14 protein-coding genes are annotated in these 18,515 nt (G+C 69.5%); 12 read left to right on the forward strand and 2 right to left on the reverse strand.

Annotation, left to right across the window (positions count from 1 at the left end; all coding sequences use genetic code 11):
• The first annotated feature begins 190 nt into the window (after nt 1–190).
• Together QBJ89_RS10175 and QBJ89_RS10180 are read left to right on the forward strand one after the other, a co-directional pair.
• The gene (locus tag QBJ89_RS10175; RefSeq protein ID WP_277980399.1) at nt 191–595 is read left to right on the forward strand and encodes a hypothetical protein; all 405 of its coding nucleotides are present in this window, start codon (nt 191–193) and stop codon (nt 593–595) included.
• Between the two features lie 86 nt (nt 596–681).
• The gene (locus QBJ89_RS10180) at nt 682–2,694 is read left to right on the forward strand and encodes a TonB-dependent receptor (RefSeq protein WP_277980400.1); all 2,013 of its coding nucleotides are present in this window, start codon (nt 682–684) and stop codon (nt 2,692–2,694) included.
• A 36-nt stretch (nt 2,695–2,730) separates the two neighbouring features.
• On the opposite strand, the gene QBJ89_RS10185 is transcribed toward QBJ89_RS10180, so the two are convergent.
• Complete coding sequence (locus QBJ89_RS10185) at nt 2,731–2,916, reverse strand: hypothetical protein (protein WP_277980401.1); 186 nt, start codon at nt 2,914–2,916, stop codon at nt 2,731–2,733.
• Between the two features lie 120 nt (nt 2,917–3,036).
• On the opposite strand from QBJ89_RS10185, the gene QBJ89_RS10190 reads away from it, so the two are divergent.
• On the forward strand, nt 3,037–3,246 hold the full coding sequence (locus QBJ89_RS10190) for a DUF2945 domain-containing protein (protein ID WP_183919502.1): 210 nt from the start codon (nt 3,037–3,039) through the stop codon (nt 3,244–3,246).
• Nucleotides 3,247–3,452: 206 nt separating this feature from the next.
• Here the strand turns inward: QBJ89_RS10190 and QBJ89_RS10195 are convergent, their stop codons facing one another.
• Nucleotides 3,453–4,085, reverse strand: coding sequence for an arylesterase (locus QBJ89_RS10195; RefSeq protein WP_277980402.1), 633 nt, complete (start codon nt 4,083–4,085; stop codon nt 3,453–3,455).
• Between the two features lie 128 nt (nt 4,086–4,213).
• Here QBJ89_RS10195 and QBJ89_RS10200 point away from each other — a divergent pair, with 128 nt between their 5' ends.
• From QBJ89_RS10200 to QBJ89_RS10240, 9 genes are all read left to right on the forward strand, one after another.
• Complete coding sequence (locus QBJ89_RS10200; RefSeq protein ID WP_277980403.1) at nt 4,214–4,885, forward strand: ABC transporter ATP-binding protein; 672 nt, start codon at nt 4,214–4,216, stop codon at nt 4,883–4,885.
• The gene (locus QBJ89_RS10205; RefSeq protein ID WP_277980404.1) at nt 4,882–7,380 is read left to right on the forward strand and encodes an ABC transporter permease; all 2,499 of its coding nucleotides are present in this window, start codon (nt 4,882–4,884) and stop codon (nt 7,378–7,380) included. Before QBJ89_RS10200 ends, QBJ89_RS10205 begins: the two co-directional genes overlap by 4 nt.
• Nucleotides 7,381–7,522: 142 nt before the next feature.
• Entirely contained in the window at nt 7,523–8,158 is a 636-nt protein-coding gene (gene paoA, locus QBJ89_RS10210) for an aldehyde dehydrogenase iron-sulfur subunit PaoA (RefSeq protein WP_277980405.1), read from the forward strand.
• Nucleotides 8,155–9,123 carry an FAD binding domain-containing protein gene (locus QBJ89_RS10215; protein ID WP_277980406.1) on the forward strand — a complete coding sequence of 323 codons (969 nt, stop codon included), beginning with the start codon at nt 8,155–8,157 and terminating at the stop codon, nt 9,121–9,123. The genes paoA and QBJ89_RS10215 overlap by 4 nt, the downstream gene beginning before the upstream one ends.
• A 4-nt stretch (nt 9,124–9,127) precedes the next feature.
• Nucleotides 9,128–11,347 (forward strand): aldehyde oxidoreductase molybdenum-binding subunit PaoC, encoded by a 2,220-nt coding sequence (gene paoC / locus QBJ89_RS10220; RefSeq protein WP_277980407.1) that lies wholly within the window; start codon nt 9,128–9,130, stop codon nt 11,345–11,347.
• 342 nt (nt 11,348–11,689) lie between these two features.
• On the forward strand, nt 11,690–14,887 hold the full coding sequence (locus QBJ89_RS10225) for a TonB-dependent receptor (RefSeq protein ID WP_277980408.1): 3,198 nt from the start codon (nt 11,690–11,692) through the stop codon (nt 14,885–14,887).
• 269 nt (nt 14,888–15,156) lie between these two features.
• On the forward strand, nt 15,157–15,876 hold the full coding sequence (locus QBJ89_RS10230; RefSeq protein ID WP_277980409.1) for a SapC family protein: 720 nt from the start codon (nt 15,157–15,159) through the stop codon (nt 15,874–15,876).
• Nucleotides 15,873–16,898: a cupin-like domain-containing protein gene (locus QBJ89_RS10235; RefSeq protein WP_277980410.1), complete on the forward strand. Its 1,026-nt coding sequence runs from the start codon at nt 15,873–15,875 to the stop codon at nt 16,896–16,898. The genes QBJ89_RS10230 and QBJ89_RS10235 overlap by 4 nt, the downstream gene beginning before the upstream one ends.
• Nucleotides 16,895–18,400, forward strand: a complete 1,506-nt coding sequence (locus QBJ89_RS10240) for a tryptophan halogenase family protein (protein ID WP_277980411.1) — start codon at nt 16,895–16,897, stop codon at nt 18,398–18,400. Before QBJ89_RS10235 ends, QBJ89_RS10240 begins: the two co-directional genes overlap by 4 nt.
• Nucleotides 18,401–18,515 lie beyond the last annotated feature (115 nt).

The following is an 18,515-nucleotide window of genomic DNA, read 5'->3' on the forward strand; positions in this document are numbered from 1 at the left end:
GAACCTCACGATGGTGAGGCGGTGATAGGGCCGATACGTTTCTAAGGCCTTAGCGGGGATCGCTGTTGAAACCGGGCATTTACGATTAGGCGCGTACGATGGTTAGCCGATGATGAAGCGCGCCTCTCGATCTGAACCGACCCGCCCTCGTTGCGGCGGCGGCTGGCGCGCGTCGCGAGGCTGAGCGGCGATGACGCGCCTGCGGCACCTGATCGAGCACCGGCCGGCGGTGACGGCTTGGCTGCTGCTGCTCGTCATCGCGCTGCGGCTGATCGTGCCCGCCGGCTTCATGCCGGCCGCCTCGATGCATGGGGTCACGTTGATCGCCTGTCCCGAGTGGGGCGCAGCGCCGGCGATGACGGCGCATCACGCGGCGCATCAGCGTACCGACCACGGCGAATCGCATCGCCACGCCGAACAGCCCTGCGCGTTCGCCGGCCTGGGCCTGCCCACGCTCGCCGTGGGCGACCTACCGCCGCTGTCGCCTCCCGCCGACGCGGTCGCGCTCGCCGCGACGCGGCTCGGCCGCGCGCTCCGGCTCGCCGCGGCCGACCGGCTCCGCCCGCCGACCCACGCGCCGCCCGCGCTCGCCTGATCTTCACACCACCAAGCCCGGCGCGCCATAGCGCGCGGGCCTGTCAGCGGCGGCGTGCCCTCGGCGCGCGAGCGATCGGAATTCTCATGTCCCGTCATCTTCTCTCCGCGAGCGCGGTCGCGCTCGCTTGTGTTCCCGCCGTCGCGCACGCGCAGGACGCGCCGGCTCCGGCGTCCGCGACCGGCGTCACGATCGGCGAGGTGGTCGTCACCGCGCGGTCGATGACGCGCGCCACCAGCGAGGTGCTCACCTCGATCGACGTGCTCGGGGGCGACGTCGCGCAGCGGCAGAATGTCGACGACGCGTGGGAGCTGTTCGCGCGGCTCCCCGGTGTCGTGCTGACCGACTTCGGCCAGGGCACCACCTCGGGGCGCTTCTCGATCCGCGGCTTCAACGGCGAGGGCGAGATCAACGCGGTCAAGCTGCTGATCGACGGGATCCCCTCGAACGACAATGCCGGGCGGATGGACTTCATCGACCTGGTCTCACCGCTCGCGGTCGGCTCGGTCGAGCTGGTGCGCGGCACCTCCGATCCGCGCTGGGGGCTGCACGCCATCGCGGGCAGCGCCAACATCGTCACGCGCAGCGGCGGCACCTATCTCGACACGCGGGTCAGCGCCGGGGCGTTCGGCACTGCCGAGGCGCAACTCGCCGCGGGCGCGGAGACTGGGCGGCTGAGCCAGAATCTGGCGCTCGGCTACCGCCGTTCCGACGGCTATCGCGACCATGCCGGCTTCGACCGGCTGACGCTCTCGGGCAAGTGGCGGCTGGATCTCGGCGACGCGCAGCTCGGTCTGATCGCGCGCCACAGTCGTGGCACGGCCGACGAGCCGGGCTATCTTACCGACGCCGACGCCTATACCGACCGGCGGCGCTCCTACCCGGTATCGGCGAGTGACGGCGGCACGCGCGAGCTCGGCCAATATGCGGTGACGCTCGACGTCGCGCCCGGCGAGCACGTTGCGCTGGCGCTCAGCGGCTATGCCAACACGATCGACGACAATCGCTATGTCCGCTTCTCGGCCGGCGTGCCGCAACAGCAGCGGCTGACCGAGGAGCAGCAATATGGCGTCGTCGGCGCGCTCCACTGGCATGCCGCACCCTGGCTGATGGCGGAGGCGGGCGGCGACGTGCAGTGGCAGCACAATATTAGCCAGCGCTGGACGACAGATAATCGCCGTGTCGTCGCTGCGACGCGCAACCAGGACATCGACCTGACGGTCGGTGGCGGTTACGTCCAGGCGGTGCTAACGCCGCTGCGCTGGCTGCGCGTGACGCCCGCGTGGCGGCTCGACCGGGTCGGCGGCGATTATTTCAACCGGCTGAACGGCCGCGCTTATCCGGTCAACGATTATGGCACGATCAGCCAGCCCAAGCTGTCGGTCGCGGTTGAGCCGGTCGCGGGGGTGACCGCTTATGGCAATTACGGCCGCACCTTCCAGATCGGTGCGGGCTCGGGCGCTTTCATCGTGCCGCCGCGCGCGCGCGACGTCGCACCCTCGATCAACGAGGGTTATGAGGCGGGCGTGCGGCTGGCGCGCGGGCGCTGGCTCACCGCGCGCGCGGCGCTGTGGCAGCAGACCGCGAGCGGCGAGCTGCGGCGCCGGCTCAACGATCCTGCCGGCGAGTTCGACAATCTCGGCGCGACGCGACGACGTGGTTTCGACCTCGAGGCGAGCGTTCAGCCAGGCGGTGGCTGGTCGGCTTGGGCGAGCTGGTCGCACCAGCGAGCCGTGATCCGCGTGCCCGACCCGGCGACGCCGTCGCAAGCGGGGAACGAGATCGACCACGTTCCGCGCGACGTTTATACCGCCGGGCTGGAATGGGCGCCGCGCGGGAGCCGCTGGCGCGGGTCGTTGTGGGGCAACGGCCAGTCGTCCTACGAACTCACGCCCGCCAGCGCGCAGGGGCGCTACGGCCGCTATGTCCAGCTCACCGCGGAGGCGGGTTATCAGCTCACCCGGGCGGTGGAGTTGTCGCTCCAGCTGCGCAACCTCACCGACGACCGCCACGAATATGTCTGGTATGACGGCACGCAGCGGCTCCACGCGCCCGCAGACCCGCGCACGTTGGCGGGGGCGGTACGGGCGCGCTTCTAGCGGATGTCCGCGAGCGGGACGTGGGCCGGATGCTGCTCAGGCGTCCGGCAGCGGCGCGCCGAGCCGGCGGGCAACGCGCGCCACCTCCTCGTCGCTGGGCGGCTCGGGCAAATTCTCGCTCGGGAGCAGCGCGTCGTCGGGGATGCCGGGCGCACCGCTCGCCAGCGGTTCGTCGACGGCGCGGTCGTTGGCGCCGGTCGTGATCTTGTCGCTCTCGCTCATTGCTCTCTCCTCGGAACCGCAACCTCCAACCCGCGAGCGAGTGAATCGCCGCATCCTCGAGATTATGGAACCAGCACCGGGCTGATCCACTTTAGTCCGCCGAGCCACAGGAGAGCAGCCATGACCAAGACCCTCAAGGCCGGCGACAAGGTGAAGTGGGACACGCCGCAGGGCCAGACCAGCGGCAAGGTGGTCAAGAAGGAGACCAAGACGACCAAGGCCGGTGGTCATACGGCGAAGGCGAGCAAGGACGACCCGCAGTATCGCGTCAAGAGCGACAAGTCGGGCAAGGAAGCGGTGCACAAGCCGGACGAGCTGAAGAAGGCGTGACGGAGATGGCAGCGCGGCGTGGGCGACCGCGCCCGCTCCTTTGACCCCACTGCCGTCATCCCGACGAAGACCGGAATCGGCCGATCCGCGAACTCACCGGTGGGAGGAGGAGCGGAGGAGTGACTCCGGCCTTCGCCGGGATGACACGACAGGTAAAGCTAGGACAGGCAAGTAACGGCCGACACGCACCGCGAGGTTGGAATCTCTCAATGTTCCGCTGTGTCCGCCAGCGCCTGCCGCACCACCGGCGTTACCCGATCTGCGATCCGCGCCACGCCTTGCGCGTTAGGGTGAACACCGTCGGGTAGCATCAGCGTCCGACTGCCGAGCACGCCGTCAAGGATGAACGGGTATAACGGCGCATTATATCGCTTCGCCAACTCCGGAAAGATGGCGTTGAACCGCCTCGCGTAATCCGGCCCGAGGTTGGGCGGCGCGAGCATGCCGGTCAGCACCACCGGAACGCCTCGCTTCCGCAACTCGTCGAGCATCGCGGCGAGATTGTCGCGCGTCACCTTGGGGTCGAGCTGGCGCAGCACGTCATTGCCGCCGAGCCCCAGCAGTACCAGGTCGGGCGTCTTGCCGAGCCGGTCGAGCGTATAAGCGAGCCGACGTCGCCCGTCCGCGCTCGTGTCGCCCGAGACCCCGGCATTGACCAGCCGCGCGTTGATCCCGTCGGCGCGCAGCCGCGCCTGGATCGCGTCGGGCAGGCTCTGGCCGCGGCTCAGCCCGTATCCCGCGTACATACTATCGCCGAGCGCGAGCACGACGCGCTCGGGCCCGCTCACCGGCGCGGTGGCGACCGGCGCAGGCACGGCCTCCCCGTCGCTGCCACTCACGCGCGGCCCGTCCGGAGTGCTCTCGTCACGCGGCGAACAGCCCGTCACCATCAGCGCGGCTTGGAGAAGCGCCGCCGGCGCCGCATATGTCAGATATGATCGCGTCACTTACGCCCCGGCTCCGCTGAATGTCGTCGCCGCATATGGTCATCGCCGCGCGCGATGTAAGGCTCACGCTCGGCGGCGCCGAACCGGTCGAGATCCTGCGCGGGGTCGATCTCGAGGTCGACGCGGGCGAGAGCGTCGCGCTGCTCGGCGCCTCCGGATCGGGCAAGTCGTCGCTGATGGCGGTGCTCGCCGGGCTGGAGCGCGCGACCTCGGGCAGCGTCGAGGTGACCGGGCTCGATTTCACCGCGCTCGACGAGGACTCGCTTGCGGTGGCGCGGCGTGGGCGGATCGGCATCGTGCTCCAGGCCTTCCACCTGCTGCCGACGATGACCGCGCGCGATAATGTGATGGTGCCGCTCGAACTGCAGGGCGCCGACGACGCGCGCGCCCGCGCCGAGGCCGAGCTGGACGCGGTCGGGCTGCGGCATCGGCTCGACCATTATCCCGCGCAGCTCTCCGGCGGCGAGCAGCAGCGTGTCGCAATCGCGCGCGCGCTGGCGCCGCGCCCCTCTTTGGTGTTCGCCGACGAGCCGACCGGCAATCTTGATGCGGCGACCGGCGCGCGCGTCGTCGACCTGCTGTTCGAGCGGCGTCGCGCCACCGACGCCAGCCTCGTCATCATCACGCATGACCCGGCGTTGGCGCAGCGCTGCGACCGAATCGTCGAGCTCGCCGACGGGCGACTGCGATGAGCGGCTGGGCGCTGGCCTGGCGGCTCGCGCGGCGCGAGCTGTCGCTCCGCTTCAAGGGCCTGCGCCTATTGCTTCTGTGCCTGTTCCTCGGCGTCGGCGCGCTCGCCGCGATCGGCAGCCTGACCCAGGCGATCACCGGCGAGCTGGCGGCACGCGGGCGTGTCCTGCTTGGGGGCGACGTCGAGCTCGCGATCTCGCAGCGCGCCGCCGACGCCGACGAGCGCACCGCGATCGCGCGGCTGGGGCGCGTGTCCGAGACGGTGCGGATGCAGTCAATGGCGGTGAGACGTGACGGCGCCACCGCGCCGGTGCAGCTCAAGGCGGTCGACTCGGCTTATCCGCTCTACGGCCGGCTGACGCTCACGGGCGGACGGGCGGTGCCTGTCACCGGCGCCGATATCGCCTATGTCGCGCCGGCGTTGGTCGAGCGGCTGGGGCTACGCCGCGGCGACCCGCTTCGGCTCGGCGCCGCGACCTTCCGCATCGGCGGCGTCATCGCCGACGAGCCCGACCGGCTGAGCGAGGGCTTCAGCTTCGGCCCGGCCGTGCTGGTGTCGAACGCGGGGCTGGCGCGGACCGGACTGGTGCAGCCGGGCAGCCTCTACGAGACCAAGTATCGCATCGCGATCGGCGCGCGCGACCCGGCGGCGGCGGTGGCGGGCTTCGCCAAGCGCTTCGCGGCGGCGGGGTGGGAGACGCGCACGCGCGACCGCGCCTCGCCGGGGGCGAGTCGCTTCATCGCGCGCATGGGCGAGTTTCTCACGCTGGTCGGGCTCGCTGCGCTGGTGATCGCGGGGATCGGCGTCGGCAACGGCGTCTCCTCCTATCTCGAGCAGCGGCGCGCGAGCGTGGCGATGCTCAAGGTGCTGGGGGCGACCTCGGCGACGGTGACGCGCGTGTATCTCATCCAGGTGCTCGCGGTGGCGGGGGTGGGGATCGCGCTGGGGCTCCTCGCGGGGTTGGTCGCGGTGCCGTTGGTCGGCGCGCTCGCCGGCGCGGTGCTGCCGGTCGCGCCCGGCTTCGTGGTGGCGCCGCTGCCGCTCGCGCTGGCCGCGCTGTATGGGCTGCTGATCGCGCTCGCCTTCTGCGCGCCCGCGCTGGTCGCGGCGGGGCGCGTGCCCGCCGCGGCGCTGCTGCGCGGCGTCCACGATCGCCGGACGCGCGGCGGGCGAGTCGCCGTTGCCTGGATGGCCGCGGCGGGGGCCGCGCTGGTGGCGCTGGTGCTCGCGACCAGCGAGCGGCCGCTGTTCGCCGCCGGCTTCCTCGGCGCCGCCGCGGCGACGCTGCTGCTACTCGTCGGGCTCGGCCATGCGGTGCGCTGGCTCGCCGCGAAGGTCCCGCCACCGCGCCGCCCGCTGCCGCGGCTCGCGCTTGCCGCGCTCCACCGCCCGGGGGCGCGAACCGTGGCGCTGGTGGTGGCGCTGGGGCTCGGTCTCACCCTGTTCGTGCTGCTCGCGACGATCCGCACCAGCCTCGATGGCAACATTACCCGCAGCGTGCCCGAGCGCGCGCCAGCGCTGTTCGTGCTCGACGTGCCGCCCGAGCGCGAGCGCGACTTCCGCGCCACCGTCGTGAACGCATCGCCCGGTGCTGTGATCGCCACCGTGCCGCTGATGCGCGGCACGATCACCGGCTATGCCCGAACGCGCGTCGCTGATCTCGCCGAGATCCCGGACGGGGCCTGGGCGCTCCGCGGCGAGCGCGGCCTGACCTTCGCCGCGGCGCTACCCGCGGGCAGCACGCTCAGCGCCGGCCACTGGTGGAGCGCCGCCGAGGCGCGACGCCCGTTGGTCTCCGTCGACGAGCGGTTGGCGCAGTCATTGCGCCTCAAGATCGGCGACCCGCTGACGATCTCGGTTTTGGGGCTGGAACGCACCGCCACGATCGCGTCGTTCCGTCGCATCGCGTGGGACACGCTCGGCTTCAACTTCGTGCTGGTGTTCTCGCCCGGCGCGCTGGCGGACGTGCCGCACAATCTCGCCGCGACGATCGACATGCCCGCGGCGCGCACCGGCGCGGTGACTCGCGCGCTGCTGCCGCGCTTCCCCTCGCTGTCGGTGATCGAGGTGGGCGGCGTGCTCGCGCAGGTGCAGACGGTGGTGCGCCAGATGGCCACCGCGATCGCCGCCGCGGCGGGCGTGGCGGTGCTGGCCGGCGTGGCGGTGCTGGTCGGCGCGATCGCCGCGGCGCGCGCGACGCGGACCTATGACGCGGTGGTGCTCAAGGTGCTCGGCGCGACGCGAAGGCAGGTGCTGGTGATGCAGCTGCTCGAATATGCGCTGTTGGCGCTGGCGGCGGCGGCGGTGGCGCTGCTGCTCGGCGTGGCGGGCGGCTGGTATGTCGTGACCCAGCTGTTCGGCTTCGAATGGCTGCCCGACTGGGGCGCGGTAGTGGCGACGCTGCTGTTCGGCGTCGCAGCGACTTTGGCGATCGGCGTCGTGGGCAGCCTGCCCGTGCTGCGCGCGCGGCCGGCGGCGGCGCTGCGCGAGCTGTGAGACCAGCGTGACGCTGAGCGCGGCTCATCACCTTCCTGAGCGAAGCGGTTGGTCCACATGGGCTTGGCGCGCGTTACGATCATCTCAAGTCGACAGGGACTTGGACGCTGCGCCCGGAAGGGCAGGAAGAGGGAGGCCGGCGATGTCGGACACAGCAGAATTCGCGCTCTCGCGCCGCGGGGTGCTCGCCGGGAGCGCCGCCAGCGCGGTCGCCGCGGCGGCGCCGGCTGAAGCGATGCCGCAGCGGACGCCTTCGGGTGCCACCCCGACCATGCCAGTGCGCCTCACCGTTAACGGTGAGAAGCGCGAGCTGGCGCTCGACCCGCGCACGACGCTGCTCGACGCGCTGCGCGAGCACCTCCACCTTACCGGCACCAAGAAGGGCTGCGACCACGGCCAGTGCGGCGCCTGTACCGTGATCGTCGAGGGGCGGCGGATCAACTCCTGCCTCAGCCTCGCGCTGCAGCACGACGGTGACGCGGTCACCACGATCGAGGGGCTCGGCACGCCCGACAAGCTCCACCCGATGCAGGCCGCGTTCGTGAAGCACGACGGCTATCAGTGCGGCTATTGCACGCCCGGACAGATCTGTTCGGCGGTGGCGGTGCTCGACGAGATCAAGCGCGACGTGCCCAGCCACGTCCAGGGCGACCTCACCGCCAAGGCACGCTTCAGCAACATGGAGCTGCGCGAGCGGATGAGCGGCAACATCTGCCGCTGCGGTGCTTATTCGAACATCGCCGAGGCGATGGCCGACGTGGCGGGAGAGCGCGCATGAGGAGCTTCACCTACGAGCGCGCCACCGACGCGGTCGCCGCGGCGCGCGCGGTGGCGCAGCGGCCGGGCGCCAAGTTCCTGGCGGGTGGCACCAACCTGCTCGACCTGATGAAGCTGGAGATCGAGACGCCGACGCACCTCGTCGACGTGCAGGACCTCGGCTTCGACAAGATCGAGAAGACCGGCGACGGTGGCCTACGCATCGGCGCTTTGGTGACCAACACCGACCTCGCCGCCGACACGCGCGTGCGGCGCGACTATGGCGTGCTCAGCCGCGCGATCCTGGCGGGTGCCTCGGGCCAGCTGCGCAACAAGGCCTCGACCGCGGGCAATTTGCTCCAGCGCACGCGCTGCCCCTATTTCTACGACACCAACATGGCGTGCAACAAGCGCAAGCCCGGCGACGGCTGCGCCGCGATCGGCGGCTATTCGCGCCAGCTCGGCGTCATCGGCGTGAGCTCGTCGTGCATCGCCACTTTCCCCGGCGACATGGCGGTGGCGATGCGCGTGCTCGACGCGGTGATCGAGACGGTCGATGCCGGCGGCCAGCGTCGCAGCATCCCGATCGCCGACTTCCACCGGCTGTGGGGCGACCACCCCGAGCAGGACACCAGCCTGCGCGCGGGCGAACTGATCACCGCGGTGGTGCTGCCCAAGCCGCTCGGCGGTCAGCATTTCTACGAGAAGGTGCGTGACCGCGCCTCCTACGCTTACGCGCTTGTGTCGGTCGCGGCGGTGATCCAGCGCGACGGCAGCGGGCGGGTCGCGTTCGGCGGCGTCGCGCCCAAGCCGTGGCGTGTGGAGGAAGCGGAGGCGCTGCTGCCGCAGGGCGCCGAGGCGGTGACCGCGCGCGCGTTCCACGGCGCGACGCCGACCAAGGACAATGCGTTCAAGCTGCCGCTGGCGACGCGCGCGCTCGCCGCGGTGCTCGCCCAGGCGGGCACGCCCGCGCAGAAGAAGGGTTGAGGCCATGAAGTTCGACACGCCAGCCGGCACCAACCCGATCGACGCGATGAAGGTGGTGGGCCGCGCGCACGATCGCATCGACGGACCGCTCAAGACCAGCGGCCGCGCGCCCTATGCCTATGAACACCACGAGGTCGCCGGCAATCAGGCTTATGGCTATGTCGTCGGTGCAGCAGTGGCCAAGGGGCGCATCCGCACGCTCGACACCGCCGCCGCCAAGGCCGCGCCGGGCGTGATCGCGGTGGTCACCGCCGCCGACGCGGGCAAGCTCGGAAAGGGCAAGTACAACACGGTCAAGCTGTTCGGCGGCCCCGAGGTCGACCATTACCACCAGGCGATCGCGCTGGTGGTGGCGGAGACGTTCGAGCAGGCGCGCGCCGCCGCGGCGCTGGTGCGCGTCGATTACGCGCGCACGTCGGGTCGCTTCGATCTCGACAGCGCGCTCAAGACGGCACCGCTCACCGCCGGCGACAGCGGCGAGGGCAGCGGCGCCCCGCCGGTCGATCGCACCGGCGCGTTCGAGCAGGCCTTCGCCGCGGCACCGGTCAAGCTCGACCAGCGCTACACCACGCCGGACCACAGCCACGCGATGATGGAGCCGTTCGCGTCGCTGGCGACGTGGGAGGGCGATGAACTGACGGTGTGGACCTCCAACCAGATGATCGACTGGGGACGCGGCGATCTCGCGACCACGCTCAACATGCCCAAGGAGAAGGTGCGGCTGATCTCGCCTTATGTCGGCGGCGGTTTCGGCGGAAAGCTGTTCCTGCGCGCCGACGCGGTGCTGGCGGCGCTCGGCGCGCGCGCGGCGGGGCGGCCGGTCAAGGTCGCGCTCACCCGCCCGCAGATGGCGAATAACGCGACCCACCGCCCCGCGACGCGCCAGCGCATCCGCATCGGTGCCATGCCCGACGGCACGATCACCGCGATCGCGCACGAGAGCGGCTCGGGCGATCAGCCCGGTGGCGGCCCCGAGACCGCGGTCAACCAGACCAAGCTGCTGTACGCCGGCAAGAACCGGCTGACCGCGATGCGCCTGGCGGTGCTCGACCTGCCTGAGGGCAATGCGATGCGCGCGCCCGGCGAGGCGCCCGGCATGATGGCGCTGGAGATCGCGATCGATGAGATGGCCGAGCAGCTCAAGCTCGATCCCGTCGACTTCCGCATCCGCAACGATACGATGGTCGATCCCGAGAAGCCTGACCGACGCTTCTCCGAGCGCCAGCTGGTACGCTGCCTGCGCGAGGGCGCCCAGCGCTTCGGCTGGTCGCGGCGCAACGCGACGCCGGCACAGGTGCGCGACGGGCGCTGGCTGGTCGGGATGGGCGTGGCCTCGGCCTTCCGTAACCACATCAACTATCCCTCGGGTGCGCGGGTGCGGCTCGGGCGCGACGGGCGCGTGACGGTCGAGACCGACATGACCGACATCGGCACCGGCAGCTACACCATCATCGCGCAGACCGCGGCCGAGATGATGGGCGTGCCGATGGAGCAGGTCAGCGTAAAGCTTGGCGACTCCGCGTTCCCGGTGTCGGCGGGCTCAGGCGGGCAGTTCGGCGCGGCCAATGCCACCGCCGGCGTCTATGCCGCCTGCGTCAAGTTGCGCGAGGCGGTGGCGCAGCGCGTCGGGGTGAACTCGGCCGACCCGCGCTTCGCCGATGGCAAGGTGGTCGTAGGCAACCGCTCCGTACCGCTCGCCAAGGCGGCGGCGCAGGGCGAGCTGATCGGCGAGGACAAGATCGAATATGGCGAGCTCGACAAGACTTGGCAGCTCTCCACCTTCGGCGCGCATTTCGTCGAGGTCGGCGTCGACTCCTACACCGGCGCGACGCGGCTGCGGCGCATGCTGGCGGTCTGTGCAGCGGGTCGGATCATCAATCCCAAATCGGCGCGCAGCCAGGTGATCGGGGCGATGACGATGGGGGTCGGCTCCGCCTTGATGGAGGAACTGGCGGTCGACACGCGCTTCGGCCTGTTCATCAATCATGACCTCGCCACCTACGAGGTGCCGGTCCACGCCGACATCCCGCATCAGGACGTCGTCTTCCTCGACGAGTCGGACGACAAGGCCAACCCGATGAAGGCCAAGGGAGTCGGCGAACTCGGCCTGTGTGGCGTCGGCGCCGCGGTGGCGAACGCGATCTACAACGCAACCGGCGTGCGCGTGCGTGACTATCCGGTCACACTCGACAAACATCTGTCGCAGCTGCCCGCCCTTGTCTGAACCGCGCCGCCGCCGGCAGGGAACGCGTCCGCTCAAGCGAGTGGGCGCGTTCTCGCGTTATACAGTTGCGCGACGGCCTGTTTTCCGGGCGCAAGTTGCTGGAAAACCTAGAGGTTGAGGCGGAGGGGCCATGAAAGCCCTCATCAGCAGTGCTGACGATTAAAGAAAATAGCAGAATTAAATAGCTCAACCGATGACTATTGTCCGATCAATCGGCGATGAGATTATACGGCAGGCTTAGTTGACAGCGTCGTTCTACTTGATAGCGTTATCACATCTGGTGACCTCACAGGGGCTCCAGCCGTGCCTGCGGAAGGTTCCGCAGCAGCGCACTAGGGGGGGATGATGAAGCGCCTTAACGTCTTGTCGAAGCTTGCTCTGTCCACGTCGCTCGGGGCGCTGGCGATTGCTGCCACGCCCGCGTTCGCGCAGACCACCGGCGGCGAACCGTCGGCAACCAACGCCCAGCCCGGCGGTGGCCAGGCCGTCGACAGCGACACCGCCCGATCGGGCACCGTCGCCGCTCAGGAGAATGGCGCGGTCGACGACATCGTCGTCACCGGCGTCCGTGCCAGCCTCGATCGCGCCATCGCGATCAAGCGCGACTCGCCGGGCGTCGTCGACGCGATCTCGGCCGAGGACATCGGCAAGTTCCCTGACACCAACCTCGCGGAGTCGCTCCAGCGTATCACCGGCGTGTCGATCAACCGCGTCAACGGTGAGGGCTCGCAGGTCTCGGTTCGCGGCTTCTCGGGCGGCTTCAACCTCGTCACCATCAACGGCCGCCAGCTGCCCGCGACCAACATCGACACCAGCGGCGGCAACCTGTTCGCGCGCGGCGCGGGGCGCTCGTTCGACTTCCAGAACATCGCCTCGGAAGGCGTCAGCGGCCTGGAAGTCTATAAGACCGGACGCGCCTCGGTGCCGACCGGCGGCATCGGCGCCACGATCAACATCAACACGCGCAAGCCGCTCGACTCGCGCGAGACCGGCGTAACCGGCTCGATCGGCGCCAAGGCGCTGTACGACACGTCGGTGGAGAAGGCGGTCGGCGACAAGCACCGCGTCACGCCCGAGGTCTCGGGCCTGCTCAACTACAAGAACGAGGAGGGCACGTTCGGCGCCGCGGTGTTCGGCAGCTACCAGCTGCGCTACTCCGCGTCGGCACAGTCCAACCCGAACTATTGGAACGTCATCCCCACCGCCGACTTCTTCAACCCGGGCACGTTCATCAACTCGACCACGGTGCTGGACGGCAACAAGCCGACCGCGCCCTATGTTCTGGTGCCGAACGACAGCCGCTACCAGTTCTCCGAGAACCGCCGCGAGCGCATCAACTTCCAGGGCGTGCTGCAATTCCGTCCGACGGACACGCTCGAGTTCACGGTCGACAGCCTGTTCGCGCAGAATCGCCTGCGTGAGCAGCGCAGCGAGCAGACCAATTGGTTCAACCGCCCGTTCAGCGAAGTTCGCTTCGACGACAACCCCAACATGGCGACCGCGATCTTCCTGCGCGACTATCTGCCGACCAGCCCGAAGGACGAGGGTTTCGAGCAGCAGCAGGCTGCCACCAAGGCGCGGCTCGCCTCGGTCGGCCTCAACGTGAAGTGGGATTTCGCGCCCAACTTCACGCTGACGCTCGACGGCCATCACTCCGAGTCCAAGTCGTCCCCCGACAATCCCAACGGCACCACCGCGACCACGGTTGCGCTCGGCGCGCCGGTGATCGCGGGCCACTCGCTCGACTTCAGCACGGGCTTCCCGCAGCAGGCGCAGATCATCAACGACTGCTATCGCGCCACGCCGACGTCCTCGCCGAAGGGCAACTGCAACGGCGTGCTCGACATCGGTGATCTGGGTGCCGCGCCGGCGCGTACGATCATCTCCCGCCAGACGCAGCGGATCGACCAGATCCAGGCGCGGCTCGGCTGGGATCTCGGCGGCGGCAGCCGCTTCGACGCGGGCGGTTCGTACACCGACTCGAAGATGCACTCGACCCAGACCCAGACCCAGCAGACGCTGGGCGACTGGGGCCTGCAGAACCCGGGCATCATCCAGCAGCTGGCACCCGACCTGGTCCAGCAATATTGCCTGACCTGCAAGTTCGACCACTTCAACCCGGCGTCGGAGGGATCGTCCCTCATCGCCTTCCGCGGCAACGCCATCGACCTCTACAACGTGCTGAGCCCCTATTACACCGGGCTGGGCCAGCCGCCAGCGCCCTCGGCACCCGCGGACGACACGGTGCAAGAGAAGATCTGGGCGGTGTTCGGCCAGTTCACCTGGAACGGCGAGGTCGCCAATCGTCCCGCCAACCTCGTGATCGGTGCGCGCTACGAGCAGACCCGCGTCGTCTCGGACGCGGTGCAGACGTACAACAACATCGTCTGGACCGCCGACAACGACTTCCGCGGCGACGCCAGCGGCGTATTCACCGCGATCCGCCAGCGCGGCAAATACGAGAACCTGCTGCCCGCGGTCGACTTCAGCATCGAGCCGATCACCAACGTCAAGGCGCGCGTCTCGTTCAGCCGCACGCTGGCTCGGCCCGACTATGGCAACCTGTTCGCCACCGCCTCGGCCGGCGCGCCGGGCCGTCCGACGCTGCTCGGCGGCATTCCGACCGGCAGCACCGGCAACGCCAACCTGCTGCCGCTGCTGTCGGATAACTTCGACGTCTCGCTGGAATGGTATTACAAGCCGTCGAGCTTCGTGTCGGTCGGTTTCTTCGACAAGCGCGTCGCCAACTTCCTCGGCACCGGTGTGATCAACCAGAACCTGTTCGGTCTGCGCGATCCGAGCTCGGGTGCGGCGGGCTCGCGCTCCGGCACCGCGGCGGCGTTCCTCCGCTCGAGCGGCTATGACCTGAGCGACGTCAACCTGTTCACCTATACCGCGCTGCTCGTGCAGAACGGTGGGAACCAGGCGGCGGCCACCTCGCAGTTCAACGCGAACTACGTCGCTGGCCGCGGCCTGCAACAGACCTTCGTCGATCAGGTGCTGTCGCAGATCGACGTTTCGTCCGACGCCAACGATCCGCTGTTCAACTTCTCGGTGTCGCAGCCGATCAACAACCGCGAGGGCAAGATCCACGGCTTCGAGCTGGCCTGGACCAACTTCTTCGGCAACACGGGCTTCGGCTTCGCCGGTTCGTTCACGAAGGTGAGCGGCGACGTGAACGTCGACCCCTATGCCGACCCGACGGTCAACATCTTCGCACTGACCGGCCTCGGCAACAGCGCCAACGCTACCGCGATCTACGACAAGAATGGTATCTCGGCGCGCGTGGCGTACAACTGGCGTGACAAGTACCTCGTCGCGACCAACCAGGGTGGCAACCGCAACCCGCTGTTCGTCGCGCCCTTCGGCACGGTCGATGTCAACATCAGCTACGATGTCAACGACACGATCGCGGTGACGCTGGAGGGGATCAATCTGACCAGCGAGAGCGTCAAGACCTACGGCCGTACCGAGCGGAACCTGGTGCTGGCGCAGGAGCTGAAGCCCCGCTTCCTGCTGGGCGCGCGTTACAAGTTCTGAGGATGAGGGAAGGGGGCCGCCGGTGGCGGTTCCCTTTTCTGCGTGGCGAACAACGGCCTTCCTCTATTGCCGTCATCCTGAACTTGTTTGAGGATCCACCGTGCCGCAAGAGCCTCACCATTCGAAGGGGCGGCACGGTGGATCTGCAAGCGAGGTCGGGATGACGGTCGTTTTACGTCAGCACAACGGAGCAAATCGGCGCTTCCGTGCTGAAATGCTCTGGTGCACAACGGCCCGGTAGGGCGGCGCCGCCGCGTCGAGAGAGTTGCATGAACCGAGTCCTGCTTAACAACGTCGACCATGCCGAGCTGCGGGTCGCGCCGCGCGTCGGTGCCGAGTTCGGTGACCACGCCAACCAACTTCCGATCTATCCGGCCGAGTTCGAACAGGCACAGCGCGACTTCGCGATCCTGTTCCGCCGCGACGGTGACTCGATCGACGCGATCGTGCTGCTCGGCCTCGACTCGAACGAGAACCTCTTTCTCGGCGAGCAAGGCTGGACCAGCCGCTACGTCCCCGCGATGCAGCGCCGCGGTCCCTTCTCGATCGCACTGGCGCGTGACGCCGGCGCCGGCGAGACGGGCGAGCCGATGGTCCACATCGACCTCAACGACCCGCGCGTCGGCGACGACGCGGGCCTGCCGCTCTTCCTGCCGCACGGCGGCGACGCGCCTTATCTCCAGCATGTCTCGGCGGCGCTGCGCACGATCTACGAAGGCGCGCAGCAGGCGCGCGCGATCAACGCCCAGCTCGCCGCGGCGGGGCTGCTGCGTGATGTGGTGCTCGAGATCGATCTCGGCGACGAGGGCGGCTACAACGTGCCCGGCGTGCTCGCGGTCGACGAGGGCGCGCTCGCCGCACTGTCCGACACGGACGTGGTGCGGCTCCACCGCACCGGGTTGTTGCGGCTCGCGACGATGGCGGCGGCGTCGCTGGCGAACGTCTCGCGTCTGATCGAGCTCAAGAACAAGCGACGGGCGGCGGCGTGACCGCGCCGATTACCGGCCGGCGCGTGCGAGAGATCGCGGCGGACGATCCTGCCGCTCGCGACCTCGCCGCGCTGGTCGCCGCGGGAGAGCCGGTGGTCGTGCGTGGCATTGTCGCCGACTGGCCGTTGGTCGCGGCGGGACGAAGCGGACCGAATGCGCTCGCCGACTATCTTCTCGACTTCTACAACGGCCACCCGGTGGTGGGCTATACCGCTCGCGCTGAGCTGGGCGGCCGCTATTTCTACGATGCCGAACTGACCCGGCTCGACTTCGAGGGCGAACGCGTCCGCCTCGACGACTATCTCGCGCGCCTGCTCGCCGCGGGTGACCGCGACGATGCCGAGTCCTTCTACGTCGGCTCGACCGACCTCGACCTGTTCTTTCCCGGTCTCGCCGACGCCAACCCGCTGCCCGAGGCGGGGTTCGACCGCGCGCTGCGGAGCATCTGGATCGGCAACCGCACCACCGCGGTGGCGCACCACGACATGTCGAACAACGTCGCGGTGGTCGGTGCCGGGCGCCGCCGCTTCACGCTGTTTCCGCCCGACCAGGTCGCCAACCTCTATCCCGGCCCGCTCGCGCCCACGCCGGGCGGGCAGGTGGTGTCGATGGTCGATTTCCGCGACGTTGACCTCGATCGTTACCCCCGCTTCGAAGGGGCGATCGCGGCGGCGCAGGTGGCCGAGCTCGAGCCGGGTGACGCCGTGGTCTATCCCGCGCTGTGGTGGCACCAGGTCGAGGCGCTCGACTCGTTCAATGTGCTCGTCAATTATTGGTGGAACGAGGCGCCGGCCTTCATGGACACCCCGATGAACACGCTGCTCCACGCGTTGCTCAGCCTGCGCGACCGCCCCGCGGGCGAGAAGGCGGCGTGGCGCGCGATGTTCGACTATTATGTCTTCGGCGATGCCGAGCGGCCCGCCGCGCATCTGCCCCCGCACGCCCGCGGCGCGCTGGCGCGGCTCGACGAGCTTGGCGCGCGGCGGTTGCGCGCCGAGCTGTTGCGGAAGCTCAACCGGTGAGGCCGGTGCGCCGTGTCGTCATCGCCGGGGGCGGCACCGCGGGCTGGCTCGCCGCCGCGATCCTGACGCGCCAGCTCGGCGCGCTGATCAAGGTGACGTTGGTCGAATCGGAGGAGATCGGCACCGTCGGCGTCGGTGAGTCGACGATCCCGACGGTGCGCGCCTTCCACCAGCTGATCGGCATCGACGAGCAGGAGTTCGTCCGCGCCACCGGCGCCAGCTACAAGCTCGGCATCTCGTTTGAGGGCTGGTCGCGTCCCGACGAGCGCTACCTCCACTCGTTCGGCACGCTGGGCCGATCGACCTGGATGGCGGACTTCCACCATTTCTGGCTGGAGGCGCGCGCGCAGGGCGTCGCCGAGGAGATCGGTGCCTATTGCGTCGAGCATGAGGCGGCGCGCGCGGGACGCTTCGCCGGACCGCCTGCGGCCTCGCTCAATTACGCCTTCCACTTCGACGCCGCGCGCTACGCCCGCTACCTGCGCGAGCGTTGCGAGAGCGACGGCCTCGTTCGTATCGAGGGGCGGATTGAGCGCGCCGAGCGTGATGCCAGCGGGGATCTCGCCGCCTTGGTGATGGCCGACGGGCGCCGGGTGGAGGGAGACTTTTTCCTCGACTGCACTGGCTTCCGCGCGCTGCTGATCGGCGAGACGCTCGGCGTCGGTTATGAGGACTGGACCGAGTGGTTGCCATGCGACCGCGCCGTCGCGGTGCAGACCGCCGCGACCGGGCCGGCGGTTCCCTACACGCGCGCCATCGCGCACGACGCCGGCTGGCAGTGGCGCATCCCGCTGCAGCACCGCCTCGGCAACGGCATCGTCTACAGCAGCGCCTACCTCTCGGACGACGCGGCGCGCGCAAGGCTGCTCGACACGGTCGAGGGCGAGGTGCTGATCGAGCCGCGGCTGATCCGCTTCCGCACCGGCCGGCGCGAGCGTGCGTGGGAGCGCAACTGTGTCGCGCTGAGTCTCGCCGGGGGCTTCGTCGAGCCGCTCGAGTCGACCAGCATCCATCTGATCATGATCGCGCTGACGCGGTTGCTCCAGCTTTTCCCGTATGACGGGGTGACCGAGTCGCTGGCAGCGCGCTTCAACGACATGGCGCGTCGCGAGATCGAGGGGGTGCGCGACTTCATCATCCTCCATTATCACGTCAACCAGCGCGACGAGCCGTTCTGGCAGCGGCTCCGCGACATGCCGCTGCCCGACAGCCTCTCGGCGCGGCTGGCGCTGTTCCGCGAGGGCGCGCAGGCCTTTCAGGCGAGCGACGAACTGTTCACCGTCACCTCCTGGGTACAGGTGCTACTCGGTCAGCGGCTCATGCCGGAAGCGCACAACCGGGTTGCGCGGCTGATGCCGCCGGGGCGGCTCGCCGCGACGCTCGCCGATCTTGGGCGCGACGTCACGCGCCAGGTGGCTGCGTTGCCGACGCATCAGCAGTATCTCGATCGTCTCGCCGTACCCCCATCGGGGATCAGCGCGCGCGTCGGCGGCGCGCGCTGATCGAAGCGAGTCCACTTTAACGGGCAGGTGACAGACGCGGCGCGCGCGGGCACAGCGGTGGCATGTCGCGCCTCGCCCCCCATCGCGCGTGATCCCGCGCGCGCTGCGCCGCTGG

This window comes from Sphingomonas phyllosphaerae (assembly GCF_029623345.1).
In the GTDB taxonomy this organism is placed as follows: Bacteria; Pseudomonadota; Alphaproteobacteria; order Sphingomonadales; family Sphingomonadaceae; genus Sphingomonas; species Sphingomonas phyllosphaerae_C.